This is a genomic window from Chitinophaga sancti (genome assembly GCF_034087045.1).
GTDB classification, from domain to species: Bacteria; Bacteroidota; Bacteroidia; order Chitinophagales; family Chitinophagaceae; genus Chitinophaga; species Chitinophaga sancti_B.
In genome coordinates this window covers 6771712-6798468 of sequence record NZ_CP139247.1, presented here as the reverse complement: position 1 = coordinate 6798468, position 26757 = coordinate 6771712, and the positions used below count along the sequence as shown (strand labels likewise).

At 42.9% G+C, this 26757-nt stretch carries 21 protein-coding genes; 7 read left to right on the top strand and 14 right to left on the bottom strand.

Translation table 11 applies throughout. The features are described from left to right. Positions 1-70 precede the first annotated feature (70 nt). The 8 genes from SIO70_RS27270 to SIO70_RS27235 form a co-directional block, all read right to left on the bottom strand. Entirely contained in the window at positions 71-2284 is a 2214-nt protein-coding gene (locus SIO70_RS27270) for a sodium-translocating pyrophosphatase (RefSeq protein ID WP_320576170.1), read from the bottom strand. A gap of 134 nt (positions 2285-2418) precedes the next feature. Then, positions 2419-3933 carry an NAD(P)H-hydrate dehydratase gene (locus tag SIO70_RS27265; protein ID WP_320576169.1) on the bottom strand — a complete coding sequence of 505 codons (1515 nt, stop codon included), beginning with the start codon at positions 3931-3933 and terminating at the stop codon, positions 2419-2421. 155 nt (positions 3934-4088) lie between these two features. After that, positions 4089-4601: a hypothetical protein gene (locus SIO70_RS27260; RefSeq protein WP_320576167.1), complete on the bottom strand. Its 513-nt coding sequence runs from the start codon at positions 4599-4601 to the stop codon at positions 4089-4091. 57 nt (positions 4602-4658) lie between these two features. After that, the gene (locus SIO70_RS27255) at positions 4659-5117 is read right to left on the bottom strand and encodes a hypothetical protein (protein WP_320576165.1); all 459 of its coding nucleotides are present in this window, start codon (positions 5115-5117) and stop codon (positions 4659-4661) included. A gap of 63 nt (positions 5118-5180) precedes the next feature. Beyond that, positions 5181-6275 (bottom strand): Na+/H+ antiporter NhaA, encoded by a 1095-nt coding sequence (gene nhaA / locus SIO70_RS27250; RefSeq protein ID WP_320576163.1) that lies wholly within the window; start codon positions 6273-6275, stop codon positions 5181-5183. A 10-nt stretch (positions 6276-6285) separates the two neighbouring features. Further along, positions 6286-8445, bottom strand: a complete 2160-nt coding sequence (locus tag SIO70_RS27245; RefSeq protein ID WP_320576161.1) for an OstA-like protein — start codon at positions 8443-8445, stop codon at positions 6286-6288. A gap of 8 nt (positions 8446-8453) precedes the next feature. Then, a complete protein-coding gene (locus tag SIO70_RS27240; RefSeq protein ID WP_083723626.1) occupies positions 8454-9452 on the bottom strand; it encodes an MlaD family protein in 999 nt (332 codons plus the stop codon). 204 nt (positions 9453-9656) lie between these two features. Continuing rightward, complete coding sequence (locus SIO70_RS27235) at positions 9657-11252, bottom strand: N-acetylmuramoyl-L-alanine amidase (protein WP_320576157.1); 1596 nt, start codon at positions 11250-11252, stop codon at positions 9657-9659. A gap of 330 nt (positions 11253-11582) precedes the next feature. On the opposite strand from SIO70_RS27235, the gene SIO70_RS27230 reads away from it, so the two are divergent. Further along, the gene (locus tag SIO70_RS27230) at positions 11583-14318 is read left to right on the top strand and encodes a putative LPS assembly protein LptD (RefSeq protein ID WP_320576155.1); all 2736 of its coding nucleotides are present in this window, start codon (positions 11583-11585) and stop codon (positions 14316-14318) included. 51 nt (positions 14319-14369) lie between these two features. On the opposite strand, the gene SIO70_RS27225 is transcribed toward SIO70_RS27230, so the two are convergent. Both SIO70_RS27225 and SIO70_RS27220 read right to left on the bottom strand, forming a co-directional pair. After that, entirely contained in the window at positions 14370-15110 is a 741-nt protein-coding gene (locus SIO70_RS27225; RefSeq protein WP_320576154.1) for a lysophospholipid acyltransferase family protein, read from the bottom strand. A 249-nt stretch (positions 15111-15359) separates the two neighbouring features. Beyond that, complete coding sequence (locus tag SIO70_RS27220; RefSeq protein WP_320576152.1) at positions 15360-15983, bottom strand: HupE/UreJ family protein; 624 nt, start codon at positions 15981-15983, stop codon at positions 15360-15362. 88 nt (positions 15984-16071) lie between these two features. Here SIO70_RS27220 and SIO70_RS27215 point away from each other — a divergent pair, with 88 nt between their 5' ends. Then, positions 16072-16533, top strand: a complete 462-nt coding sequence (locus SIO70_RS27215) for a hypothetical protein (protein ID WP_320576150.1) — start codon at positions 16072-16074, stop codon at positions 16531-16533. Positions 16534-16607: 74 nt separating this feature from the next. Further along, complete coding sequence (locus tag SIO70_RS27210; protein ID WP_320576148.1) at positions 16608-18881, top strand: TonB-dependent receptor; 2274 nt, start codon at positions 16608-16610, stop codon at positions 18879-18881. Positions 18882-19087: 206 nt separating this feature from the next. Here the strand turns inward: SIO70_RS27210 and SIO70_RS27205 are convergent, their stop codons facing one another. From SIO70_RS27205 to SIO70_RS27190, 4 genes are all read right to left on the bottom strand, one after another. Further along, positions 19088-20173 carry a serine hydrolase domain-containing protein gene (locus SIO70_RS27205; RefSeq protein WP_320576146.1) on the bottom strand — a complete coding sequence of 362 codons (1086 nt, stop codon included), beginning with the start codon at positions 20171-20173 and terminating at the stop codon, positions 19088-19090. A 149-nt stretch (positions 20174-20322) separates the two neighbouring features. Beyond that, a complete protein-coding gene (locus SIO70_RS27200; RefSeq protein WP_320576144.1) occupies positions 20323-21090 on the bottom strand; it encodes a hypothetical protein in 768 nt (255 codons plus the stop codon). Between the two features lie 53 nt (positions 21091-21143). Then, positions 21144-21767, bottom strand: coding sequence for a carboxypeptidase-like regulatory domain-containing protein (locus SIO70_RS27195; RefSeq protein WP_320576142.1), 624 nt, complete (start codon positions 21765-21767; stop codon positions 21144-21146). A 9-nt stretch (positions 21768-21776) separates the two neighbouring features. Beyond that, on the bottom strand, positions 21777-22334 hold the full coding sequence (locus tag SIO70_RS27190; RefSeq protein ID WP_320576140.1) for a hypothetical protein: 558 nt from the start codon (positions 22332-22334) through the stop codon (positions 21777-21779). 211 nt (positions 22335-22545) lie between these two features. On the opposite strand from SIO70_RS27190, the gene SIO70_RS27185 reads away from it, so the two are divergent. The 4 genes from SIO70_RS27185 (at position 22546) to SIO70_RS27170 (ending at position 26652) form a co-directional block, all read left to right on the top strand. Continuing rightward, entirely contained in the window at positions 22546-24549 is a 2004-nt protein-coding gene (locus SIO70_RS27185) for a sensor histidine kinase (protein WP_320576138.1), read from the top strand. 10 nt (positions 24550-24559) lie between these two features. Then, positions 24560-25171, top strand: a complete 612-nt coding sequence (locus SIO70_RS27180; RefSeq protein ID WP_320576136.1) for a response regulator transcription factor — start codon at positions 24560-24562, stop codon at positions 25169-25171. Positions 25172-25352: 181 nt separating this feature from the next. Continuing rightward, a complete protein-coding gene (locus SIO70_RS27175) occupies positions 25353-25667 on the top strand; it encodes a hypothetical protein (RefSeq protein ID WP_320576134.1) in 315 nt (104 codons plus the stop codon). Positions 25668-25809: 142 nt separating this feature from the next. Next, positions 25810-26652: a helix-hairpin-helix domain-containing protein gene (locus SIO70_RS27170; RefSeq protein ID WP_320576132.1), complete on the top strand. Its 843-nt coding sequence runs from the start codon at positions 25810-25812 to the stop codon at positions 26650-26652. Positions 26653-26757: the final 105 nt, after the last annotated feature.

Here is a 26757-nt window from a genome sequence, read left to right as displayed (position 1 = left end):
TGTTCGATTACTGTATAATTAAAAAGCCCCGGCTATTCAGCCGGGGCTTTCCTAAATAAGCTTCAAATAATTATTTTTTAACAACCACCTGTTCCATTTTCACTGGTTGCTTTTTAGCAGTCTCAGGTTGTCCTGTATGGTGTAAATCCGCTAATGTTGGTGCAATCACCAGACTCACGATCGACATCAGTTTAATCAGGATGTTCATGGAAGGACCTGAAGTATCCTTGAATGGATCACCTACGGTATCGCCAGTTACAGATGCTTTGTGTGGTTCTGACTTTTTGTAGAAAGTCTCGCCATTGATCACCACCCCTTTTTCAAAGGATTTTTTCGCATTGTCCCATGCACCGCCGGCATTGTTCTGGAAGATCCCCATCAGTACACCACTTACTGTTGCACCTGCGAGGAAACCACCCAATACTTCCGGACCAAACACAAAGCCGACCAGGATTGGTGAGATCAGGGCAATCGCTCCAGGCACCATCATCTTCTTAATAGAAGCCTGTGTTGAAATTGCCACGCACTTATCATACTCAGGTTTGCCTGTACCTTCCATAATACCCGGAATGGTTCTGAATTGTCTTCTTACTTCTTCCACCATGCTCATAGCCGCTTCGCCTACAGCCCTGATAGCCAGGGAGGAGAAAATAAAAGGAATCATGGCGCCGACGAACAGACCAGACAGTACATTCGCTTTATAGATATCAATACCATTAATTTTAGCTACGCCAACGAATGCTGCAAACAGTGCCAGCGCAGTCAGTGCTGCAGAAGCAATGGCAAAACCTTTACCTGTAGCTGCAGTAGTGTTACCAACGGCATCAAGTATATCAGTTTTCTCTCTTACTTCCTTGGGCAGTTCACTCATTTCAGCGATACCACCTGCATTATCTGCAATAGGGCCAAAGGCATCGATCGCCAGCTGCATCGCAGTGGTGGCCATCATACCGGCAGCAGCAATCGCTACGCCATAGAGACCTGCGCAGGCATAAGATCCGTAGATCCCTGCAGCCAGCACAAGGATTGGCAGCATGGTAGATTCCATACCTACAGCCAGACCACCAATCACGTTTGTGGCATGACCAGTTGAAGACTGACGGATAATGGATAGTACCGGACGCTTGCCCATCGCGGTGTAATATTCAGTGATAATACTCATGAGCGTACCCACAGCCAATCCTACGAAGATGGCTCCTACTACACCACTCTGTGTGATCGCTTTGGTACCTTCACGTAAATCAGATGTTCCTGGTAAATAATCACGTTTCAGGTAAATAGATCCTTCAGGCAGGATCCAGTAAACTAACGCTGCACTGGCGATAGCGGAGAGTACGATTGACCCCCAGTTACCCATATTCAGTGCTCTCTGTACCGTGCTGGTGTTCATACCCGCTGTATCAGAGATCCTTACAAAAACAGTTGCTATCATAGAGAATACGATACCAAAACCTGCGATCATCATTGGGAGGAGGATTGGTCCAAGGCCACCAAACTTGTCGTTAGATATGATTTCACTGCCCAATACCATTGTTGCCAGTACAGTGGCTACATAAGAGCCAAAGAGGTCAGCACCCATACCGGCTACGTCACCTACGTTATCACCTACATTGTCTGCAATGGTAGCGGGGTTACGCGGATCATCTTCGGGGATGCCGGCTTCCACTTTACCTACGAGGTCAGCGCCTACATCCGCAGCTTTTGTATAGATACCACCACCCACACGGGCAAACAGAGCGATGCTTTCTGCACCCAATGAGAAGCCGGTCAATACTTCGATGGTTTTGATCATCTCATTGGTGTTGGGTATTGCACCAAAGTAAGCTTTCAGGATAATGAAGAGTGAACCCAGACCTAATACAGCCAGTCCGGCTACCCCCATACCCATAACAGATCCACCGGTGAAGGAAACTTTGAGCGCTTGTGACAGGCTGGTACGTGCAGCCTGGGCAGTACGTACATTTGCTTTCGTTGCGATTCTCATTCCAATGAAACCGGCTGTAGCAGAGAATACAGCGCCAATGATAAATGCAAGGGCAATAGTCCAGTCAGAGTTTTCATGAGAAGCACCCATGATCCCCAAAAGGATAGCGGCGATAATTACAAAATAGGTAAGGATCTTGTATTCAGCCTTTAGGAAAGCCATTGCCCCTTCTGCTATGTAGCGGGCTATTTCTGTCATCCTTTCATTACCGGCATCCTGACGGGATACCCATGCACTGCGGACGGCAGTAAATAGCAGGGCAAGCAAGCCAAAACATGGAACGAGGTAAACGATATTCATATACGTGATTTTTTACAATTCTATAAATATAAACTTTATTCCATTACGAATTGTCTGATGGGAAATAGATAAATAACTGATAGAAAAAAGCCGTTATTTCGGGTTTTTTGGGGGTGTATGTTGATGTTAGTATCTCATTCACGCAGGCCCAGAAAGGTTTTGCCGAGATTGTCAATGATGTCTTCCGGTGTCATTGCTTCCTGGGAGAGGGTTTCAGCGGCATAGTCACCTGCCAGGCCATGGATATAAACGCCCATCAGCATCGCATCTTTGGAGGAGTATCCCTGTGACACTAATGATGTCAAAATACCTGTTAATACGTCTCCACTGCCGCCTGTTGCCATGCCGGAATTGCCGGTTGTATTAAAATAAATGTTGCCATCCGGAAATGCCATGGCGGTATACCGGCCTTTTAAAAGTATACAGAGGCGTTTTTCAATGGCGTTATGAGATAAGACCTGCAGTTGCTCCCTATTGTTGGCTGTCTTTCCAAATAAGCGCTCAAACTCTTTAGGGTGTGGGGTTAGCAGGCTTCCTTCAGGTACTTTGTCAATCAAACCAGGTGTAGCCGCGATGATGTTGAGGGCATCTGCATCGATTACCATTGGCTGACGATATTGTTCAAAAAGTCTTTCCAGTGCCCAGGCTGTACCTGCTGCGGTGCCGATACCGGGGCCGATTCCGATCACTTTATATTTTGAAGTATCTGTCTGAAAACCGGAACTGTGGTCATATTGGTCATCTATGATGCACATAGCAGGGGGCACTGCCAGTTGGATAATAGTATATCCACACTTCGGTACATGACAGGATAATAAACCTACACCCGCTCTCAGGCAGGCTTTGGCACTTAGTATCGCTGCGCCCATTTTGCCTTCACTGCCTGCAATGAGCAGGGCATGGCCATAGGTGCCTTTGTGTGCAAAAGGGGAGCGGGGTTTGTAAATGCTTTTAATCAATGCGGACTCACTAATATGAAATGGGGTAGGGGTTTGCTTAATATAATCCGGATGCAGACCTATAGGTAATATATGTACCTCGCCGGTGAGGCCTGCATTTTCAGGAAATAAAAAAGCAAGTTTATAAAATTCAAAGCTTAGTGTATGGTGGGCCTTTACCACAGGTGTATTCAGGGAAGAGTTATCTGCCTGCATGCCTGAAGGCAGGTCGATGGCGATGATGGTGTGGGTGGTATACAATGCCTGTAGTTGTTGGATAATGCCCGCTATCCAGCCACTTGCGGGCCTGCTGAGTCCTGTACCGAGCAGGGCGTCTACGATCAGTGCATTTGCAGGTGGTTCAGCAATAGAAGATGTAACAGGCACATCGTGTAAGGCATCCAAATATTTTTGTTGCAAAGCTTCCCGGTTAGCCACATGATCTGCAGACGCCTTTTCACTATGGTGCAGTATAAATGCATGGGCATCATAGCCTCTGTTTCTGAGCAGGCGTACAATGGCCAGACCATCACCGCCATTGTTGCCCATACCGCAGTAAATATATACAGGTATATCAGCAGCATAGTGCTTGCAAATCCAGGTTGTACAAGCTCCTGCGGCTCTTTCCATTAGGTCCAGGCTGCTGATGGGCGTGTGCGTGATGGTATATGCATCTGCTTCACGGATCTGTTGTGCAGAAAAAATCTTCATAGTTAAATATAAAAAAGAAAAGGGGATGTATCATAAAAGGAAGGCCATGAGAATTGCAGGTACGAAAATTTTCTTCATCAGGTTAGGTATCCGAATAAAAAAGGGGCCGTCCCGAAGTTGAGACGCCCCCTTTTCAATAATAAAGTATATTCTTCTTAGAAGACGAATCTTGCTGAAGCACCGCCGATCTCTTCGCCAATGTGGTGTGTACCACCTACGAAGTTTACATATGGTTTCAGGTCACCACTGATCACCAGCGGAATTTTTTTGAATTTGTATTCCAAACCAATGATACCATCTATACCAGGAGATGCATAAGAACCATCACCGTGCTCCCAATAACGGTCACGATCATAATCCCAACGATCGTAGATGCCTAAGTGCACACCACCACCTGCATACATACGCAGTGGGGTATCGCCCAGGTCAAAATGGTACTCATACAATGCCGTGAAAGTTACATTTGAACGACGGTTGTAATCCGTAAAGGCCAGGGCCTCGAAAGCATGGTTTTCAGTAAAGAAATGCTGGAAAGTTGCACCTACTACAAATGGATTTAATCTTACGCCTACCGCGTTCACGTAGTCTGTAGAGCTACCGCGACGTTGTGCATTAGCCTGAAATGCCATTACAGTACACAGGCTGAATAATAACACAAGTTGTTTCATATCTGTTTTTGGTTTTTAAAAAAGGTTGTTTCAATAATCTTTAAAGGCTTTCAATAATTATTTTCCAAACGTATACCTGATCGATATGGCAAAGTCAGTCAGGTCGTCATCAGTATTAAAATGGACTGCGGGCTTCCAATCTATACTCAGGTTCAGTGGAAGTGAGGGGACGGTGTAATCTACACCAGCAATACCATCCACACCACCAATCACTTTTGTATTTCCCGACACCGTCCGGCTACCCATGTGAGCTCCGCCGCCGATAAACCATGCAAATCCTTGCGTGGTCAACGCCGAGAGGTCAAAATGATGTTCGTATAAACCGGTGACAGTGTAAGTTTTGGAATAAGCTCCTGCGATGCCTTCTATTGCGTTGGCATCGTCGAAGAAGTATCGTACTGTAGCTCCAAATGGCAAACCAGCGCGCAAACCTAATTGTGGATTGCCTTTTGTTTGTGCCTTTGTGTAGCTAGCGTACGACCCCATGAGCAAGGCTATGAACAGGATCTTTTTCATTTGTTATTTGCAATGCTTCGCAATAACGGTGCCAAGATACGGAATATTGCGTGGATGAGGTAGCTATCTTTGGCGTAAATAAAAATATCCGGCTATGCCGGCTATTAATGATGCTGCCATTACTGCTATCTTGCTGTAAACCTGCCAGTTGATATCTGTGTATGCGAGTGTGGCAATAAATATGGACATGGTAAATCCGATACCGGCCAGGAGGCCCACACCTAATAACTGTGACCAGTTGCTTTGAGAAGGTAATGCCGCAATACGTGTTTTAACAGCTATGAAAGAAAAGAGGAATATACCCAGTGGTTTGCCGAGTACAAGTCCTGCAATGATGCCATAACTGATAGTGTGTTGGAAAATAGGGCCGATTGCTGTTGGGAATACAATGGCTGTATTCGCCAGTGCAAACAGGGGCATGATGATAAAGTTCACAGGTTTGTGCAGGTGATGGATCAGATCATTCAACTTATTGAGCGGTATCGTAAAGGCCAGTAATACACCCGCCACAGTGGCATGGATACCTGAATGGAGGATACAATACCAAAGAATGAAGCCGGGGATGAAATAAAATATCAGTCTTTGTACTTTAAATTTATTCAGCAAAAATAACCCGATTAAAATTCCCCCGGCTGCCAATAAATATAATTGATGCAATGCCGCTGTATAAAAAACTGCAATCGTCACTATTGCCCCCAAATCATCTATTATCGCCAGTGCAGTCAGAAATATCTTCAAAGCCAGCGGTACCCTTTTCCCTAATAATGAAATCACCCCCAGTGAAAAGGCGATATCTGTTGCCATAGGTATTCCCCATCCATTTGCATAGGGTGTACCATGGTTGAATAAAGCAAAGATCCCAGCGGGCAACAACATTCCGCCTAATGCCGCCAACACTGGTAGTGTGGCTTGTTGTACAGAAGAAAGCTCTCCGCTAATCAGCTCTCTTTTAATTTCCATACCGGCCATAAAAAAGAAGAGCACCATCAACCCATCGTTGACCCAGTGCTCTGAAAAAGCCCATCCCTGCAACCAGCTCTCCTGAAGTGGAGAATTAGCCAGTAGCAGGGATGTGATTGTACATATGATCAAAACTATTCCGGTGGCTCTGCTGTCATTCAGGAAATGATAAATGGGAGAGATGAGCCGTTTGATCATAATTATTTTTTTAAGGTAAAGAAGTTGTTATGGTTGTTGTATCAGCTACAGGTTGTTTTTCTTTCACACCACCCATCAGCTCATATTTTGACTTCGGTCTTCGCTTTATTTCCCATTTAAAGTTAGGCAGCTGCATCTGATCGATAGGCCGCTGACCAAACGGATACATCGTTCCTTCCGGATCTTTGATGAAATTTACATGGTGCAATTGTCCTTCCAGGAAGTACATATTGATAACACCACTCAGCGTCTTGTTCACACTGATAATAGAACCATCATCGTCCTGCACATAATAGATACTTTCGGCATTTCCATCTACATGCATCCAGTCGAGCGACTGATTTTTAAAGTAGCCGGTGATAAAGTTTCCTTTGATCTGATCATACAGATCCTTGTCTACTTCTTTTACAATCAGGCTATTCTGTGTCAGTAAGATCTTATCTGCCGTTTGATTTTTCGTATAAAGGTGAATGGTATCTCCGCTCAGCTGTGTACTATTCGCCCACAATACCGGGTTGCGGTAGAAGCGGAAGATGGAATCTTTTGTAGAATAATATACGCTATCTGCCACGCCCTGTAAGGAATCAGAGTAGATTTTTACATTGTGCCATGCCATGATGTACCTGATCTCTGTTGTGTCTTTTGCGGTAGTATCCGGTTTATTCTGCAATGCATCAGGCCCCGCTTTTACCAGGCTATCCCTAACTTCTTTTGGAAGGGCAGGATTGGTCAGCGCCAGTGTAGCGGTATCGACTACATTCATGAGGCTATCGCGTTCACGATCTGCCAGACCATTGGCTTTCTGCAGACTTTCCTGGAACTTTTTGCCGGTGGTGTCACTCTTTGCATCAAGGAAAGGAGGATTGCCGTTCGGAGGGGTTGGTGGATGATTACCCGGTGCCATTGGAGGACGGCCTCCCGGACCACCTGGTCCCTTACCCGGAGGTGGACCTCCCGGTACAGGTGTTTGCTTTGCGAGTGCTGAAGTAGCGATGCTATCAACCTTTGCCGCAGATGGGGTGGTGACGCTATCTATCTTTGCTACAGCCTGTATACTATCTGATAATGCTTTTGCGGTACTATCAGGTAATGCTTTTGCGATACTATCTGCTTTGGCCAGATCCGGCATTTCTTTTCCCGCAGGTTTCTCCAACACGACAGCGATGGTATCTTTCAGTGGTTTCCTGACATTGATGCTATCCTTGCCCAGGATGGCAGAATATAAGGTATCTGCAGAGAGGTACAAGGTGTCTGTTTTCCCTTCCAGGATCATGAGTGGATGCTGTGTAGCCAGGATGGTTTTTTTGGTCTGGTTCACTGTACCAAAGTTAGAAAGGAGACTCATATGCTGCGCAGTGTCTCTATAGACCATATTTCCGTAGGCATATGCCATCCCTGTTCTTTTGTCCATAATGATCCTGTCTGCAGTAATAGTCGTGGCACTATCTTCAATAGTAGGGCGGCTGTCGAAGTTACCTTCCCCGGTTTCTGTATTATACTCTCCTGAGGTGGTATACATAATGGTTTTACCATCATTGATCGTAGTAGGTGCTACGATGGTCGCTACTTTGGAAATGGTGTTATATAAGAGGGTATCGGTAGTCAGGGTATATTCCGGATCTACGAGCAATACATTCTTTTTGAAATAAACGTCTTTGGTATCGGCATAGTAGAAACCTTCCTGGCTGGTGAGTACACTGGTGCCGTTTACGAGTTTACCACCTTTGGTATAGGTGCCGATCCTGGCATTCATGTCGTATTGCAGCTCAGGGCCGGAGATGGTCACTTTACCATCTGTGAGGCGGGCATTGTCATACATGGTGGCGAGTCTGGTCTCCCCTTCATAGTGGAGATAGTTGCCATAGATATGAATACTATCAGCCTGATTGATATGAATATGACCATAGGCGTCGAGTACATTGGTCGCCTTGTCAATAAATGTACTATCGCTATAAAATAATGTATTTCCCTGGCGGAAGACGACATCGTTGATAAACCTGTTCAGCGAAACCCCGTTCTTCGTGATTACATTCAACGAGTCAGCGTGAATGATGTGGATCACTTTCCCGGTATCAGTCTTTTGCTGAAGGGTATCCTGTGCTTTGGCAGATAATATACTACCAAGGCAGATCCCGGCGAGGATAAGCCCGACTTTAGCTAAATGCTGCATGTTTAAAATCATTGTGCCGTAGCAGTATCTGATGGTATGGGCTGAGGTTTTGACTTTTTACCGAACAAAGAGAAGTGTACATACCTTTTTGGATTTACACGAAGGTCTTCCAACAATTTATTCAGGCTATTCAATGAATTCTGCAGGTTTACATATACTTTTTTGTCGTTCAGCAACATACCTGCAGTACCATCGGTACTATTCAGTTTTGCAATTGTTTCGTTCAGGCGTGTAGCCATTTGCTGCAGCTCCTGTAGTGTTTTATCCAGTTGACCGTTAGAGAGGGCAGCAGTTGTTTTTTCTGCATTGCTCAGAATAGCGGTGATTTTGTCGTTGTTTGCTTTCAGGTTAGCGGTGAGTGCTTCCAGGTTGTCGAAGGTCGCGGTCACATTACCATGTTTTGGATCCAGCATACCATTCAGGGATGCGGAAGTACGGGTAAAGTTGCCCATAGTAGCATTCAGGTGGGCGATTGCTTCTCTGAGGTTGCCTTTGGTAGTTGTGTCAAAGATGGAGTTCACGGTCAGGAGAACGGAGTCTACTGATCCAAGTGTACCTTCCAGCTTCTGAACCAATGGGTTCAGCTGTTCTTTGAGGGCGTCGGTTACGGAACCGTCTACGGCTGCATACACGGTATCGCCGTCTTTGAGATAATCGTTCGCGTTACCAAAGTCGATCTGTACGGTCTTGGTACCTAACAGGTCGCCGGTAATACGGGCTACAGAATTGCGCGGAATATCAATTTTCTTCTTGATAGTCAGCGTTACCAGGATGCGGCCTGCGTTTTTATCCATTACGTCCAGGTTGGCTACATTACCTACCACGAGGCCATTTACCTGTACGGCACTGGAAGGTTGGAGGCCATTTACCTGTGTATATACAGCATAAATAGTCTTGCTATGCGAAAAAAGGCTTTTACCTTTTAACAAATTAAAACCTAAAATCAGCATTGCGATGGCTACTGCAGCCAGGATGCCAACCTTAGTTTCGTTCGATACTTTAAGCATGTGAATACGTTATACGTTCTTGCAAAAATAATCAAAAAAGGATGCGGGCAATCAATTACTGATTTTCAATTGCAAATACCACACCTATTTTAACTAATATTTAAAAAGGTAAATATAACGTGAAGTGTTGGAAATGATTGGTTTTATAAAAAAGTTGGGGAAAGGGCCGTGGGGTTAAAAAGGCTAAAGGGAAGAGGGGAGGAGTTAACGTTGAGCGAGGCTGTTATGCTCAGGGTCCATAATAAAGGCGTTCCAGAAGCCGGCTTTTTTGGCGCGGGAGAGCGCAGACCTAGCTTCATTGATGCTGGCAAATGTGCCCCATACATATTTATTAAGTGTCTTATTATTAATAGACACGGGTTGTTTTTTAATATAACCGTCCAATTTGCTGAAGATCGGGGCCGAGCGGGTATACTTCTTATCTGTAACGAGGAGTTGTATATTAAATTTATTGCCTGGTGGCCTGCTCACCGACTTTGTTTTAGCCAGCTGTACGGGAGTCGTTGGTTTTGAACTACCTATGAAGCCATCCTTGTTAATTACAAAGGCCTGGCGAAAGCCAAGCTGCTTTGCTTTTTGCAATGCAGCTTTGGCTTCAGCTTCGGTCCGGAAATTTTCCCAGATGTATTTATTTAACTTCTTACTGTCTTTTACATACGAATACTTCCTGATGGTACCGTGCATACCATTAAATATGGTAGCACCTCTGCCATAGGTCTTTTCGGTCACCAGCAGTTGTACATCAAAAGATTGTTTGCCTGGGGCCGGTGTATTGCTTACTACCTCTTTACCAGCGGATTGCTTATAAACCGACTTGCTTTTGGTGGTAGCGGCATTATTTTGAATGGTAGCTGGCTGTTCACTGCCGGAGCGGTGGCCGCCATCGTAGCGGTTCAGTTCATCCTTGTAGCGCTTGATCGCCTTAAAGATACAGAGTGCCATTTCCTGCTGGCCATCGTCTGAGTTCAGGTACTTTTCTTCCTGTGGGTTAGAGATAAAGCCCAGTTCCACCAGTACACTTGGCATAGCGGTTGCCTGCAGTACCCATATCCCTTTTTCGTCACGCTGACGGGCGCCACGGCTGATGCGGCCTACTTCCGTAAACTGATCTTCGATCAGGGAAGAGAGGCGGAGGCTCTGGTCAAAATAAGCATTGCGCAGGGTGTTCAGCAGGATAAAAGTTTCCGGATCGGACATATCCATGACAGAATTAGCACCTTCAGATTCCGCATCCAGCATGATTACAGAGCTTTCACGCAGGGATTCTGTCTTTGCATTGTTCTTCCCGGTAGCCCATACATAGGTCTCAGTACCTTCTGCCGTGCTGGGGGAGGTTGAATAAATAGGCCTTTTGGTGGCTACTTTCTTTTTCCCTTTCTTCACATATACCGTCTTATAGCCGGTTACTTTATGAGTAGGTCCGGCAGAATTACAGTGAATAGAGATAAAAAGGTCTCCTTTTTCCCTATTGGCAATATTGGCTCTTTCATTCAGGTCTGCCTTCAGAGAGCCTGCCAGTGCGGCGGGTGTCTTCCTTGTGTACACCACGCGTACATCTTTCATATTGGCTTCGATCAGCTTGCCCAACTTAAGGGCTACATCCAGTGTTACCTGTTCCTCCGTGGAAAACCTTCCTTTTGCTCCCGGGGTAGTGGCACTATGCCCAGGATCAATAATGATAGTCCTTAGGGGCGGATTTTGTTTTTTGCCTGCTGGTTCAGGTTTGTTCCTCGCGTAAAGAAATAAACTTCCAAAAAATGTTGCACAACTTAAAAAAATCCAAAATCGGTTCCAGCGCATGACTCAGTTTTTATTTTAATTTAATGGGCGTTAGTCATAATAAGAAAAATAATTGCGAATTACAATCGAATTTCCCCAATGGGGCCGGGGTCCACACAGTAAACTTGTATTGTCCGGTTCCTTCCACAATCAGTAATTTACATGGAGTTCCTGGTTTTTCTTAAGTAATTCATCGTTTAAAATCCGTCTTTCGTCCTAATATAAGGTGTTAAATAATATCAAGGTGCACTCTTTTTCATTTTACAATTGACAATAATTTGTACAAAAACTTGTAGGTTTGTGCCCACTTAACACATGCACCTGAGTTACAAAAATAATTATAAAAAGTTTTTGAGACAGATATACCTGGTATTTGGAGGAATATTAATTGCGTTTCCTGTAATTTTTACCAGTTTGGCCTCGCCGAGGTCCAACCTCACTGTGTCTTCAATTGTTTTCGCAGATACCGTGCCGAAAGGGACGGATACGACTATTCCTGCTATAAAAACGCCGGAACAAGCAAAAACTGATACACAGCCTCCAACCCGTATTGATACTATTGGATCTTCAACCGATTCCACAGGAACAGATAGCCTTCATGGTCCCAAGCTCTCCAGGGATAGCCTGGATGCGCCTGTCGCTTACAAAGCGAAGGACTCTATTATCCTGGTAATTCCAGACAAAAAGTTTTATATGTATGGCACTGCCAATACAAAATATAAAACGATGGAGATTACATCTGAACGAATGACCTACATGCAATCTACTGGTATTATGGAAGCCACTACCGCGCTGGATACAGCTGGTAAGCCTTTCGGTCGTCCGCATTTCAAAGACGGTGGACAGGAATTTGATTCCGATACCCTGCGTTTTGCAATGGAAACGAAGAAAGCAAAGATCTACAATACCAAATCCCAATACGGAGAAGGCTATGTGCATAGTGAGCAGACGAAGCGCATGCCTGACAATAGCATCTTTGGTTTCAAAAACGGGTATACTACCTGTAACCTGGATACCCCACACTTCCAGTTCAGGGCCAAAAAGATCAAGGTAATTCCTGACAAACTGGTAATATCCGGTCCGGCAAACCTGGAGATTGAAGGTATTCCAACACCGTTATTCATTCCTTTTGCCATTTTTCCTATCACTCAGGGACAACGTTCCGGTATCCTGGTGCCAGGGTATGTGGTGAACGCCCAGAAGGGGATGGGTCTGGAAAATGGAGGATACTACTTAGGTCTGGGGGAGCATTTTGACCTTACTATGCGAGGAGATATCTACTCTTATGGTAGCTGGTCGCTTACCGCCAGTCCTACGTACCGAAAACGCTACCATTACAACGGTGGTATGACTCTGAGTTTTGCCAATACCCGTTTCGGTGATCCTTCGGTGAAATCTGAGTTTAGCCGCTCTCGTGACTTCAGGGTTACCTGGAACCACAGTATGGACAGTAAGGCCAGACCGGGTGTGAACTTCGGAGCGAACGTGAACTTTGGTACCTCCAGCTATAATACTTACAATGTAACGGATTATGCTACCCGTGTAAACAATAACATTGGTTCCTCTATCAGCTTTTCGAAGACCTGGCAGGGTAAACCTTACAACTTTACATCGAGTCTGACACACTCTCAGAACCTGAGTACCCGTGATGTGTCTATTTCCTTCCCGAATGCGACGTTTTCTATGAATACGCAGTATCCGTTTCAGCCAAAGGAACTGGTTGGGAAGTCTAAATGGTATCACAAACTCGGGATTGGTTACACCGCAACGCTGGCTAATAGCGTGACATTCAAGGACTCCGTATTTGGGAAGTCGAAGATGTTCGATGCGTTGCAGTCAGGGATGAAACAGAATATTCCTATCTCCTTTACGATCCCTGTGTTAAAAAACTTTACCCTGTCTCCCGGGGTCAGTTATGCTGAATATTGGTATACAAAGAAGACGGAGCGTAGGTGGAATCCAAACAAGCGTGTGAGTATAGACTCATTAGGTGGTTTGGATACAATATATACCCAGGGCTTCTTTGCTGCACGCCAGGCGAGTGCAAGTTTGTCCTTGTCAACAGCGGTATATGGAATGTATGTGTTCCCGAAGGGGTCTAAAGTGAAGGCTATCCGCCACGTGATGCGTCCAACACTGAGTATCAGTGCGCAACCTGATCTGGCTAGTAATGCTTATTATAACCAGTATTATAATAGAGACAGTGATGCGGTTCGTGCCTCCTATTTTACCAGTTCGTCTGTTGGGGTGCCTACGGAGGGGAGGGCGGGATCTATCTCGTTCGGGTTGGATAATAACCTGGAAATGAAGGTGTTCTCGAAGAAGGATACGTCGTCGAACCATGAGAAGAAGATCAAGCTGCTGGATGGTTTTGGTTTCAATGGTTCTTATAACCTGTTGGCAGACAGCTTCAAGCTGTCAACTTTCAGTTTGTACGCCCGTACAAACCTGTTTGATAAGATCAACATCACCGCCAGTGGTAATATTGATCCTTATGTATATAATAGCAGGGGGAAAAAAATTGACAAATATGTGTGGAATCAGGGTAAGTTCAGTCCGGGCCGATTGTCGAATGCCACGATTGCGCTGAGTACGTCCCTTACTTCGCCGGATAAGAAGGCGAAGGCCAAGCAGGATCAGCTGAATAGTATAGAAAATGCAGAAAGTACGGATGCGGCGTTCCAGGCACAGCAGCGACAGTTGGCGACGGTGAAGAAGAATCCGGGTGAGTATGTGGACTTTGATATTCCATGGAAGTTGGATCTGTCTTATAGTCTGACTTATAGTAATACGATCCAGGCGGATTCAGGAGGGGTGGTGAAGACATTCTACCAGTACCTGACGTTTAGTGGAGATTTTAGTCTGACACCGAAGTGGAAGGTGGGGGTAAATAGTGGTTATGACTTTATTAATCATGCGTTGGGGTATACAAATATGTATATCTCGAGGGATCTGCACTGTTGGCAGATGTCGATTAATTTGATTCCGATTGGTACTTATCGTCAGTTTAGTATTACAATCAGTCCGAAGGCGGGAATATTGAGAGATTTGAGGATTAACAGGTCGAGGACGTTCTATGATCTATAGCGAAGTGTAGGATATTTTAAAAGGGAAGTTCCGGTAGGGACTTCCCTTTTTTTATGGGTTTTGATAATGTTCCCACATGATCCGGAATACTTTTGCCTTTAGTTCTTCCATATCTTCCAGGGTGTACCCAATAGTAGATATGGGTGGCAGGAACTCCATTTTAACAGCATGTGGCCAGGCAAAGAACGTTTTTCCAGGGGGCATAATTTCTTTTGTGCCCCGTATAATGGTCGGTAAAATAGGCTTTTTAGTGTCAATAGCAAGGGAAAACGCCCCGTCATAGAATTCCTTCAGGGGTTGATCTGTTTTGTTCCTGGTGCCTTCCGGGTAGAGCAGCATATGCATGCCATTTCTCAGTACCTCTTTCATTTCCACGAAGCTATGTTTACGGCTGGCGGGGTCTTTCCGATCTACCAGCACGCTGCCGATCTTGTACATAATGCCAAAGATGGGTGCATTTACCATTTCCTTTTTTGCGAGGCTTTTGTGGATACCTGGGATGCCGGCGTAGGTGGCAGGGATATCCATGAAGGAGTTATGGTTACAAACGATGATATAGGCTTGTCCGGGGGCGAAATTTTCGCGGCCTTTGGTACGGACAGGACAACCAATCATCGGCATCATAATACGGCACCAGAGGCGCCCGGATTTGACAAATCTGCGAACGCGGGTTCTCAGGGAGTAGAATGATACCAACCACATTGGGAGCAGGAAAATGAGCATGAATATGGTGAAGATCATCAGCACATATAAAGCATAGATTCTGCCAGCCAGGTTTTTAAGCCAGTTCATAGATGTATGTTCAGAATATAAATATAATTATGAAATGGTATATAATTTTTAAGGGATGGAAAATTCCCTTCTGCATTAGTAGCAATGGTTATTAAAGGCGATTTGCTATAGAAAAAATTCAAAAAGCTTTCCAATGGCAAGGGATTGTGAATTTGCTAAAGGCGTATATAAGATGTTGTTATTTTCTGACTTTCCCAATGAGGAGGGGGCAGTATTGAATAAATTATTTATTCAGTGTGCAGAAGCAGGTTATATTCTTTGTACCAGCCAGATACAAGCTATCACGCCAATCAAGGCTGATAGCGGTATTGCAATATATTTTCGATAATATGGTTTATCCGCAAACCACCTGGCCAGTAAAAAATAACAGGTAAGTATCACTGTAATTTGTCCAAGTTCAACTCCCAGGTTAAACATAATCAGGCAGGTGAAATAATGCTCATGAGACAATCCCAATTGTGACAGCGAACCTGCAAATCCAAGTCCATGAATTAATCCGAAGAGGAATACAATTCCTATTCTCGAAAACCTCAGCTTAGGTGAAAGAATATTTTCGACAGCAACATAAAGAATGGACAGCGCTATTAATGGCTCTACAAGTGCCGGCGAGGGGGTAATAATATTATACATGGCGAGTCCAAGTGTAATAGAGTGGGCGATAGTGAATGCCGTGGCCTGCCATAATATCGCCTTTAGACGGGGGCTTAGTAAAAATAGTCCTAAAATAAATGCAATGTGGTCATAGCCGTATGGCAAAATATGCTGATATCCTTCTAGCAGATAAGCGGATATAACATTTGATTTTAGTAGCCGGATCAGCTCTTCTGGTTGTATATGACCGAATACAGTAATAAATTTACTTTGAGATAGCATGATTTAGGCTATATTATTATCTTGCATGTCGAAATTAGTGCGTTTCTCTGGTTAAATAATGATATTTTAGCGATAATTATCAACGATCTTGATTAAAAAACTATACTGGTTCCTTTTCGTACGCGACCTGAATGAATCCCTGGATAATGTATCCGGAGATACAGGTATGCCACTGAAAAAGAAACTGATGCAGGATCTGTCTTACGTGGTGTTATTTGCTTACGTTTTCTTTATCTTTTCACCCCTTATACCACTGGTTTCAGACATAATCGCCCATACTTTCTGGGAAAAAGAGCACCTGCAGACAGCGCATCATACATACGGCAAAGATCACGTTGGCTTTGAAATAGTAAAGGCTGAAAAGCTTGCCGGCAAAGAAGATGCTACTAATAATCAAAAAAATGGCCTGGAAGATATTTCCCATACGCCAGCAGTAAATATACAACTCCATTTCCCTGCTGAACAAATATTGAATCAGGCATATTCTCTGTTCAGATGTGCTAATTTAGCATCCAGGCAGGATATTGACTACCCTCCACCACGATTATAGGCATATACCTGGTTGTTTTTAATTTGATTAACGCATTGGCTTAATCTGTCTTTGTATGTCCTATAAATATTGAGATGAATTTATTAAAATTATTGCTTGTTATTACGATGACCATCGTGGTCAATCATTCTATTTCTGCACAACGACAAACCCTCTCCGGTATAGTCATTGACAGTGCAACACATGTTCCTGCCAGCGGGGTGACTGTACGTTTGACTCCCGGCAACCACACGGACATAACGGATGAAAATGGACGGTTCTTTTATAAAAACATTCCTGCTGAAGCGAGGGCGATTACCGTATCGGCAATTGGTTATAAGCAACAAATTTACCAGTTAAATAACTTTAGAAATGGCCAGATCATTCCTATCGCCACCCAGCAAACTCAATTAACAGATGTGATCATCACTGCTAATACCGGCAACCCATATAAGGCTTTGAGTGAAATGGATATTAAATTAAGAGGTGTATCAAATTCACAGGAAGTATTACGGATTGTGCCTGGGTTGTTTATAGGTCAGCACCAGGGCGGGGGCAAGGCAGAACAGATCTTCCTGCGTGGTTTTGATAATGACCATGGTACAGATATCAGTATGAGTGTAGACGGAATACCTATTAATATGGTTTCGCATGCACATGGACAGGGCTATGCAGATAGTCATTTCATTATTCCCGAAACGATTGAAAGTACTACTTACCAAAAGGGGATGTATAATGCCGAAAAGGGAGATCTTGCTGTAACTGGTTTTGTCAACTTTAATACAGCAGATGCGATCAGTTCCAACACTGTAAAACTGGAAGGTGGTCAATATAATACTTACCGGGCACTCGCGATGATAAACCTGCTGGGAGATAAAGCCAAAGCGAAGAATCAATCCTGGTATGCTGCTTCAGAATATCGCTATAGTGATAGTTACTTCGATCATTCCCAGCATTTCAAGCGATTTAATTTCTTTACTAAATACCATGGTCAACTCAATGAGCATAACTGGTTAACATTGACAGCATCTACGCTTTATAGCAAATGGGATGCATCCGGCCAGATACCTGAAAATGCTGTTGATGAAGGGAAAGTAGGGTTTTATGGACAGCTTGATCCGAATGAAGGGGGTGTTACTTCCCGGACAAATCTGAATGTACAGTTAGTCACTACTCTTCCTAACCATGATATCATAAAAAACCAGGTTTATTATTCCAGGTACAAGTTTGATCTGTTTACGAATTTTACTTTCTTTTTAGAAGATACTGTTAATGGAGATGAGATCAGGCAAAAAGAAGCGCGGAATTTATTTGGATATAATGGGAGTTACCTGCATGAAGGTTATATAGGGAATACAAAATTGACTACTGATGCTGGAATCAATGCGCGTTTTGATGCTACAGATAATTCAGAACTATCTCATACTATCAACCGCTATACATTAATTGAACGTTTTAAGTTGGGGGATATTACTGAATTCAGTGCAGGTGGATATGTGAATGAAACGCTACAGTTTAATAACCGGCTTTCATTAAATTTAGGACTAAGGTTTGATCAATTCTTCTATAAGTACAATAACAAACTGGCGGATGATGCTACATTAAGTGGTGAGGGGATTTATACAGCTAATAATAATGTTGTTAGCCCGAAGGTGAACCTTTATTACCAGGCAACAGATAAAACGCAGTTTTATTTGTTGTTGGGGAAAGGGTTTCATTCCAACGATGCCCGGGTAGTGGTAGTGGAAAAAGGGGGGCAGACCTTGCCTGCTGCTTATGGTGCAGATATGGGAACAGTGTTCAAACTATCAAAAAGTTTATTGTTTAATGCAGCGGTATGGTATAGCTATTTGCAAAAAGAATATGTATATGCAGGTGATGGAGGAACTGTTGAATTCAGTGGTCGTACCCGTCGTGTGGGTTTCGACTTTTCAGGACGTTTTCAACCGGTTGCTGCGCTATATGTAGATGCAGATGTAAACTATGCACATGGACGTTCTATCGATGACCCTAAGGGGGAAAACTATATTCCGCTTGCACCGGTATGGAGTAGTACGGGAGGGGTAACATGGTTATTAAAGAATGGAATCAATGGCAGTTTTCGATATCGTTATTTAGGAGACAGAGCTGCGAATGAAGATTATAGCCTGACAGCAAAGGGGTATTTTGTGAATGATTTAGTATTGAATTACTCAAGGGCGAAGTTTGAGGTAGGTTTAACGATCAACAATGTGTTTAATGTGAAATGGAAGGAAACACAATTTGAGACAGTCACGCGTTTGAAGGGTGAACAGCCTGTAGATGGCGTTGCATTTACAGCAGGGACTAAGTTTGCTGCGCTTGCTCATGTGAGTTACTTTTTCAGATAATATTTATTGTTTAGGTAAACAGTCAGAGAAGAAATGTTTTCACATTTTCTTCTCTGACCAATATAGGCATAGTGATAGTACGGGTAGGAGTAGATGAATAATTGTGTAGCAAAACTTTTCTATTTATTACCAAAAACATAACATAACTATTTTTCACCCTTGATTTCCACACTCATAAAGGCCTTTCTCCCATAATAAACTAACGATTATCCTTTTACACTACCCAGGAATTTAACGGCCAATGCCGCAATGTCCCCGGTTACCTTTGTGGGCGAATTGCAGTCGCAATTGCTCAATCCTATTACATAAATGTCTTCACCAGGTATGTATACTGCCATTGTCTTAAATCCAAATATGCTTCCCCCATGCTCCCGGGTTGGCACCTTGTTTATATCCCTGATATGCCATCCATAACCATAATTAAACTCTTCACCATTATTTAGTTTATACCTGCTAAATGCTTTCGTTGTTTCAGCGGTATCAAGTAAAAGGTTCTTGTTGAGTGCATTTTGCCATTTCAGCATATCCGATAAAGTTGACATTAAAGAACCGGAAGAAAACGGAACACTGAAACTGATAACCGTTTTATTTACATAACCGGACTCTTTTTTATGGTATCCATAAGCTCTGCCCTTAATAACTTTTCGATCACTCGCATAATATGACCGGGTCATACCAACTTTGTCGAAAATGTGTTTCCTGATATATTCTTCATACCTTTCGCCAGAAACAAGTTCAATCAAGTAACCCAGCAAAACATACCCTGAATTATTATAGTCAAATTTTTCACCTGGTACAAAATCGACGGGCTCGTTCTTAAAGAAATCAACCATCATTTTAGGTGTCATATCTTTTTGTGCTATATCCGCTAAGGACTTCATTTTTGTAAAATCCTTTATTCCGGAAGTGTGCGTCAATAGATGGTGAATGGTTATTTTGTTCCCATTTGGATAATCCGGAATATATTTGGAAACAGGATCCCCTACGCTAAGCTTACTTTGTTGTTCTAACATTAGTATTGCTACAGCGGTAAACTGCTTTGTCATAGAACCGAGCTGGAATACATCGTCTACCGACAGATCATCTCCACGTTCCAGGTTTGCTTTTCCAAAAGCCTTTTGGTACACTGGTGTTCCATGATGTGCAATCATAAATACACCACCTGGACCATTTTTATCATTAAAATCCCTAAGGATTAGTTCATCAACAGCATTTTCCAGGTTTTGGGCTTGAACGGTGAATGGACTGATGGTAAATATCCATGAAAGAAATACTACAAAAATGTTCTTCATTTAATCTATTTACGATGTTGTTCCACTATATGACGCAGTGAAATAGGAAGCGGTTGCAAAATAGCAGATATTTGTGACTTTTTGGAGCCTACTATATATAATGCCGACGCAGGCAACCCATCTACTGTCGTACGTCCCTGAAACAGTTATTATTTTTTAAATCCATAAACCTTTATATTCCTAACCAGAACTTTGGCTCCGTTTTCATACATCCATGGTGCGGTGATATAAAAATTCTTTGCAGCTGACGGATTAAAAAAAATGCCGTCCTGTATTTTCTGACCGTCCAGGTATACAGCCATCTTCTGGCCGTCCACAAACAGCGCTACACGCAATGGACGGTTTAGGTACCCCGCCAGATCAAAGGTCGTATTGACGTGTCTTTTAGGACTGCTATTACCAAAGTTTACCTGATTGCCATCATAATAATGCAGTTCGGTATAGGCACCTACATTGCTTGTATATTCCCTGGTGCTATTATCTGTTGCAAAACCAAATGACATCGGCGCAATATCTTTTACCTGCTCGCCCGTAGCCAATATATCAAACTCGACAGTAAACTGTTTGGGATATATTATTACTTTTGAAAACTTATACGTTGCCTTATCCTGCAAAGCCATCCATTTTCCGCTATTTCCCGTCACATTTTCGACAGCAACTAAACCATTGGATTTAAAGCTGCCATTTTGTGCGCTGTTTTTGGTGCCTGAAAAATCTTCAGCAAAGATCAATGTGTCTCCAGCTATGAATTTATCTGAGCTTTTTGATCCGCTGCCCGCATCTACTTTTTTATCAATAATTTCTCCGGCCTTGTCCTTTGCCTTTTTGAGTAATCCATCCAGTTGGGCATTTGCTTCCAATCCTGAGAAAAGGGATAGCAGTAAGATCAGGTAGATCGATATCCTTTTTGTTTGCATAATTTTCTTGTTTGATGAATCACTTCATTAATAAAAAGTTGGGGCATTTGGCCTTAGTTAAGTTTTAACCTGACAATTTCCCCATCCTGTTTGATTTCTACAAATTCTTCAATCCTATCTTCATGATCAACAGAGTATGTTTTCTGCTGATAATAATCAGTCTGCCCGCCATAACTGTTATAACCTGAACCAGTATATTCATTGTATGTTCCATAATGCGTATAGCCTAAAAAACCCTGGAGGAAATATTTTCCCGGTTTCATATTGGGGAAGGTAAATTCTCCATCGCTATTGGTAATCGCTTCCAATCTGTACCTGTAAGCGTCATTGGAAAGATAGACGTAACGACTTTTTTTTAAATTTTCCTTTTCCTTTCTCAAAGCGTACCAGGACTCCAGATATGGAGTCACAGGGAACAGGGTTATCTTGATCTGATTGGCATATATACGCTGGCCGACCTTAAACCCCCATTTGCTCTTCGGTTTGGTAAAAGCCACTCCCTTGATAGTAGCCTTGCCTTTGGCAAGCATTTGTTTTGCCTGCAAAGAATCAAAAGGGACTTTCGGATAAAAAGTTTCAATTTTGTCCTTTTTTTCCGGCTCTTTATACTGCGCTTTAACAGCTGATCCTGCGTAAAAGGTAATAAATACTAGTAGGATTGGTTTTCCAAAGTGCATATGGATGATTTATGGGTTAACGATAGTTTCGTAAGGAAGATTAAAAGAACCATCTGAAATACAGATAGCTACACCGGCCATATTACGTACGGTACCCGAAAATGTACCTTTTATACCCTGCTTACTGATCGCTTCTATCTTTAGGGTAAAAACATCATTCGCGAAAGATGTATTGTAAAGTAATGTTCCTTCGGACGTTTGTACAGCATAACGTGCGATCATTTTTTCCTCCACCGGGGTAGAATACGTGCCAACGGTGATATTTCCTTCAAGCCTCCATATCTCGAAATCCAGTGAAGGTGGAACAGGCTGGCCCGAAGTGGGATAAGAAGTTTCATAACCTCCCACCACAATGTGTTCCCAACGATTGTCATTTCCTCCGCCCTGAAAATTAACCGTATGGAAATTCACCTTTCTTCCGTCAATAGCAGCAATGAAGTAATAATCCGATGAGGAATCAGATCCGTCCTCATCATTTTTGGAGCATGACGAAAATGCCAGCGAGACAATTACACTAAAGATAAATGCCCTTAGGAGTTTTAATGAGGGCGTTTTTTTAAACTGCATTCTTTTCATGGTTTTTACTTATCCAGCGATACTACAGCAAAACTACCTGAAGTACATATTTCCTGAAATACGCGATTTTGATGCTTTTTTTCTACTGGTTTTTCAGTATTTTTTCCCCTGCCCATTATCATGGGTATAAGTTGTATTGATTTTAAACGGATATTTACAAGTAATTAAATCCGTTGATCAACTGGATAGTAGCGCTTTTGAAATGAGAAAAATATTAGTCTTTGTGCTCTCTGTGCTGGGATCACTCGAAATATATGCACAGCAGCAAATTCCCCTTAACGAGAAACACTATCTGGACAGCCTGCAAAATATTCTCCGTCATAACACGGCAGATAGTTCCAAGGCAGAGGCGAGTTTCCTGCTTGTGGAATACTGGAAAATGAAAGATACCCTCAAAAGTAGCGCCTACCTGGCCGCAGGAAAAAAATATGCTCAAAAAAGCCCCTATTACTCCGCCCTTGGACATTTTTACGAAGGACAATATTATTTCAGTTGGGATCACTCAAAAGCGGCTATAGCTTTTAAAAATGCGGAAGAGGCACTTGCCCGTTTTCAGACGAAGAAAGCCTATGCAAAACGTGCCGCCGCATGGTATAATTATGCCCTCATGAGCATGGATGAAAAGGGATACGACTACATTACAGAAATAACGCTTGAAAAAGCAATTCCAAATGCCGAAAAAGCGGGCGACTCAAAAGTGGTCGCACACTATTACACGCAGCTCTCGACCATCTTAATGAATAATTACCAGTTTTCAAAGGCGACTGCATACAGCCAAAATGCCATTGGCTTACTGGAGAAAGAGGCCCCCGGGTCGACCGACCTTTTGTTTGCCTATCTCAGTGCCGTGAGTATCTATTGTTATGACAATAAACCCGAAAATGCAAAGCCATTACTCCAAAAAGCCCAAAGATTGCTTGCTCCTTTTCCCGAGTCTTTGAACAATACGCTATACTATTATAACGAGGCACTTTTTTATACCACCATAAAGCAATATGCCAGAGCTCTCACCAGCATTGATACCGGTATCATACTGGCTAAAAAATATAACCAGAAGCAGCTTTATCAACAGTTCTTCTTCCGCAGATACGATGTCTACTCGGAGCAGAAAGATTATGCGAAGGCCCGCATGATTTTATTGGACATTGTTAAGGAAGGAACACTTATCTCCAACATCAACGACAGGGCTGTTATTTATTCAGAAATCGCTAAAGCCAGTGAGCGGTTGAAAGACTATAAAGAAGCTTATACCTGGTTGAGCAGGTCCCGAAACGTGAGTGACAGTATTAATAACGACCAGACCAAATTAAAGATCAATGAGCTGGAGACCAAATACAGGACTGCTCAAAATCAGGAGAAAATCGTTTCCCTTAAGGCCCAGAACAGGCAGGCTCTGTTGACATCTAAAAACCAACGGCTATATAACTGGTTCCTGGGACTTGGATGCCTATTTTTGTTGGTCACGCTCGCATTTGTGCTTCTTAATGCCCGCAACAGAAGAAAACTGCTGGAACAGAAAGAGATAAACTATAAACAACAACTGTTAGAAATGGAGCAAAAGCAGCTGCTTAAAGTCACTAAAGCAATGCTTGATGGCGAAGAATTGGAAAGGGAAAGGGTTGCCAGGGATCTTCATGACGGTCTTGGCGGTATGTTGTCCGGTGTGAAAATAGGACTTTCCGGTTGGACAGACACCAATCCGGTAGTTTCTGGCGATAAAGATCTGAGCTGTATCATCAAACAGTTGGACATCTCTGTGAATGAACTGCGCCGGATCGCAAGGAATATGGTGCCTGAAACCTTAATCAAGTTTGGCCTGGAAACAGCGTTGAAGGACCTTTGTGAATTTCATATGCAGGAAAGCCCCAACATCAACTATGAAGCTTTTAATATTGAAAAGGACATTGCACTTAATGTACAGCTCAACATCTATCGCATTGTTCAGGAATTGCTTTCCAATGCCATTAAACATGCGAAGGCAAAAAATATATTGGTACAGTGTAGTCAGAATGGGGCTACCTTTTTTATTACTTTTGAGGATGATGGTATCGGCTTTGATCTCAATTTAATGGACCAGAAAAAAGGGATGGGACTGGATAATCTAAAAAACCGTATCGCATATTTGCAGGGAAAACTTGAAATCTTATCTTCTGTAAACGATGGCACGACCATAAATATTGAACTTAACGCTGCGCTGGATGGATAAATTACGTACCGTGATAGTAGACGATCATCCAATAGTGATCGCTGGTCTGAAAACACTGCTTCAGAACGAACCGAATTTAGATATAGTAACCGAATTTTACGGCGGAAATGATCTTATTTCCTACATAAAGATAAATCCCACGGATCTGATCCTGCTTGATATAACCCTGCCCGATATAAACGGAATGGATCTCTGTTTATTGATAAAGAAAATATCGGTACAGACCATCATACTCATCCTGAGCAACCATACCGAAAGAAGTATAATCATGCAGACCATCCAAAACGGAGCCAGCGGCTATCTATTGAAAAATAGTTCCCTGGCAGAACTAAGGTATTGCATAGCCGAAGCAATGAAGGGAAACATCTGCTATAGCAGGGAGGTTATAGAGATCATGAGCCGGCCAACAAAAAATCAGTTAAGGATAACCCCTCAGCTGACCAGGCGCGAAAAACAGATATTGGGCCTTCTTGCCCAGGGGAAGACGAGCCTTATTATTGGCGAGGAACTCTTTCTGAGTCCTTTAACAGTTGATACACACCGCAGGAATCTCCTTCAAAAATTCGAGGTCAAAAACGTTGCAGAGCTTATTATGATTGCTACCCAGCAACAAATTTTATAACTCCGTTGCGTCTTTTCATTAATATTTTTATTGAACGAACTATCCAGGATATGGAATAAATCAGGTAATGAACATCAGCAAAAATAGATGGAACAAAAAAGCCTCACGGAACTTCAGAAATTGGGAATAGCAATTTCTGCACATTATCTTTCACTGCTGCCTTCTATTTTTGAGAGAAAAAATGAAGAAATTTGTATTGATCTTAACTGGCATATTGGCTGGCTATTTATCCACTGAGGCTCAGACACCGTTGACCAGTAAGGCAATCACCATGGAAATGGTTTCGCCAAATATTTATGTAAGGAATATCAAACAGACTGTCGATTTTTACAAGCAGCTGGGTTTCGATGTCCTTACCACGGTGCCTGATAAGGGTGATCCTGTTTTTGTATTGATGCGTTGCGGAGGTGTTACATTTATGTTTCAGACATTTGAAAGCATTGGAAATACGTTGCCTCTGATCAGCCGAAATGATGGCGGTTCGCTACTACTGTAAATCAAGGTGGAAAATATAAGTGCGCTGTTTGTGAAAATAAAAGACAAAGTGGCTATTGTGCATGGCCTTGAAAAAACTTTTTATGGTGCCACAGAGTTTTCGATAGTAGACAATAATAATTATCTATTAACATTTGCAGAATATGAATGACCCTTTCCTGAACAGATCAGACATTCTGGACTCCGAAAAGCGAATACTTAGAGCCAATGGAATAAAGTTAAAAGAAATTCATCATCGTTCGATCCGTGAATTAAAAGCTGTTTTGAATGTCTCCGGAATACGTGCGATGGAGCTTAGGGCCATATCCGAGTTTCAAACTATTCCTTCAATCGGGAAACAGTTTGCAGAGAATCTTATGCAACTCGGCTTTTATTCCTTGAAGGAGATCAGGGGCAAAGATCCGGCAAAACTGTTTGACAGACTGGAACTGCAGACAGGTGTGTGGATCGACCCTTGTGTGGAAGATCAATTTCGTTTAGTTGTGTATTATTCTGATCACCCTGACAGTGCTTTGAATTGGTGGGACTTCACGAGTGAACGTAAAACGTTCAGGCAAAAAAACGGCTACCCGGCTAATCGTCCTCAAAGGCCCTGGTTTGATTTGGAACAATATAAAACGGTCAACCGCGTCAAGGCATTTGCGGAATCAACAAAGGCTGATTTGCACCAAAAACTCAAATTGGCAATAAAGTATATGCATGAAAATATGGATGAAGAGATTACCCTCGCAAAATTATCCGGTGCCGCTCATATCTCCACTTTTCACTTTCTCCGGTTATTCAAAGCAACATACGAAGTCTCGCCGAACCAGTACCTTACACGTCTTAGAATGAAGAAGGCTTGCCGTTTGCTCAAAAAAACAAATCAGACTGTCAGCGGGATTTGCAGTTCCTGTGGCTTTGTGAACCAAAGCTCATTCATACGGCTTTTTAAAAAAGAATTTGGGATGACGCCGCAGGTTTTCAGGAAGCATCATCTTTCCTGAAAAGTTCGAAGTTTTCATCTTTCGGCGGCTGGATTAATGTAATGCCTTTCTGATCAAACTTATAGCGTAGAATTGCATTAAGAACCGCTCAATTGATATAGATAC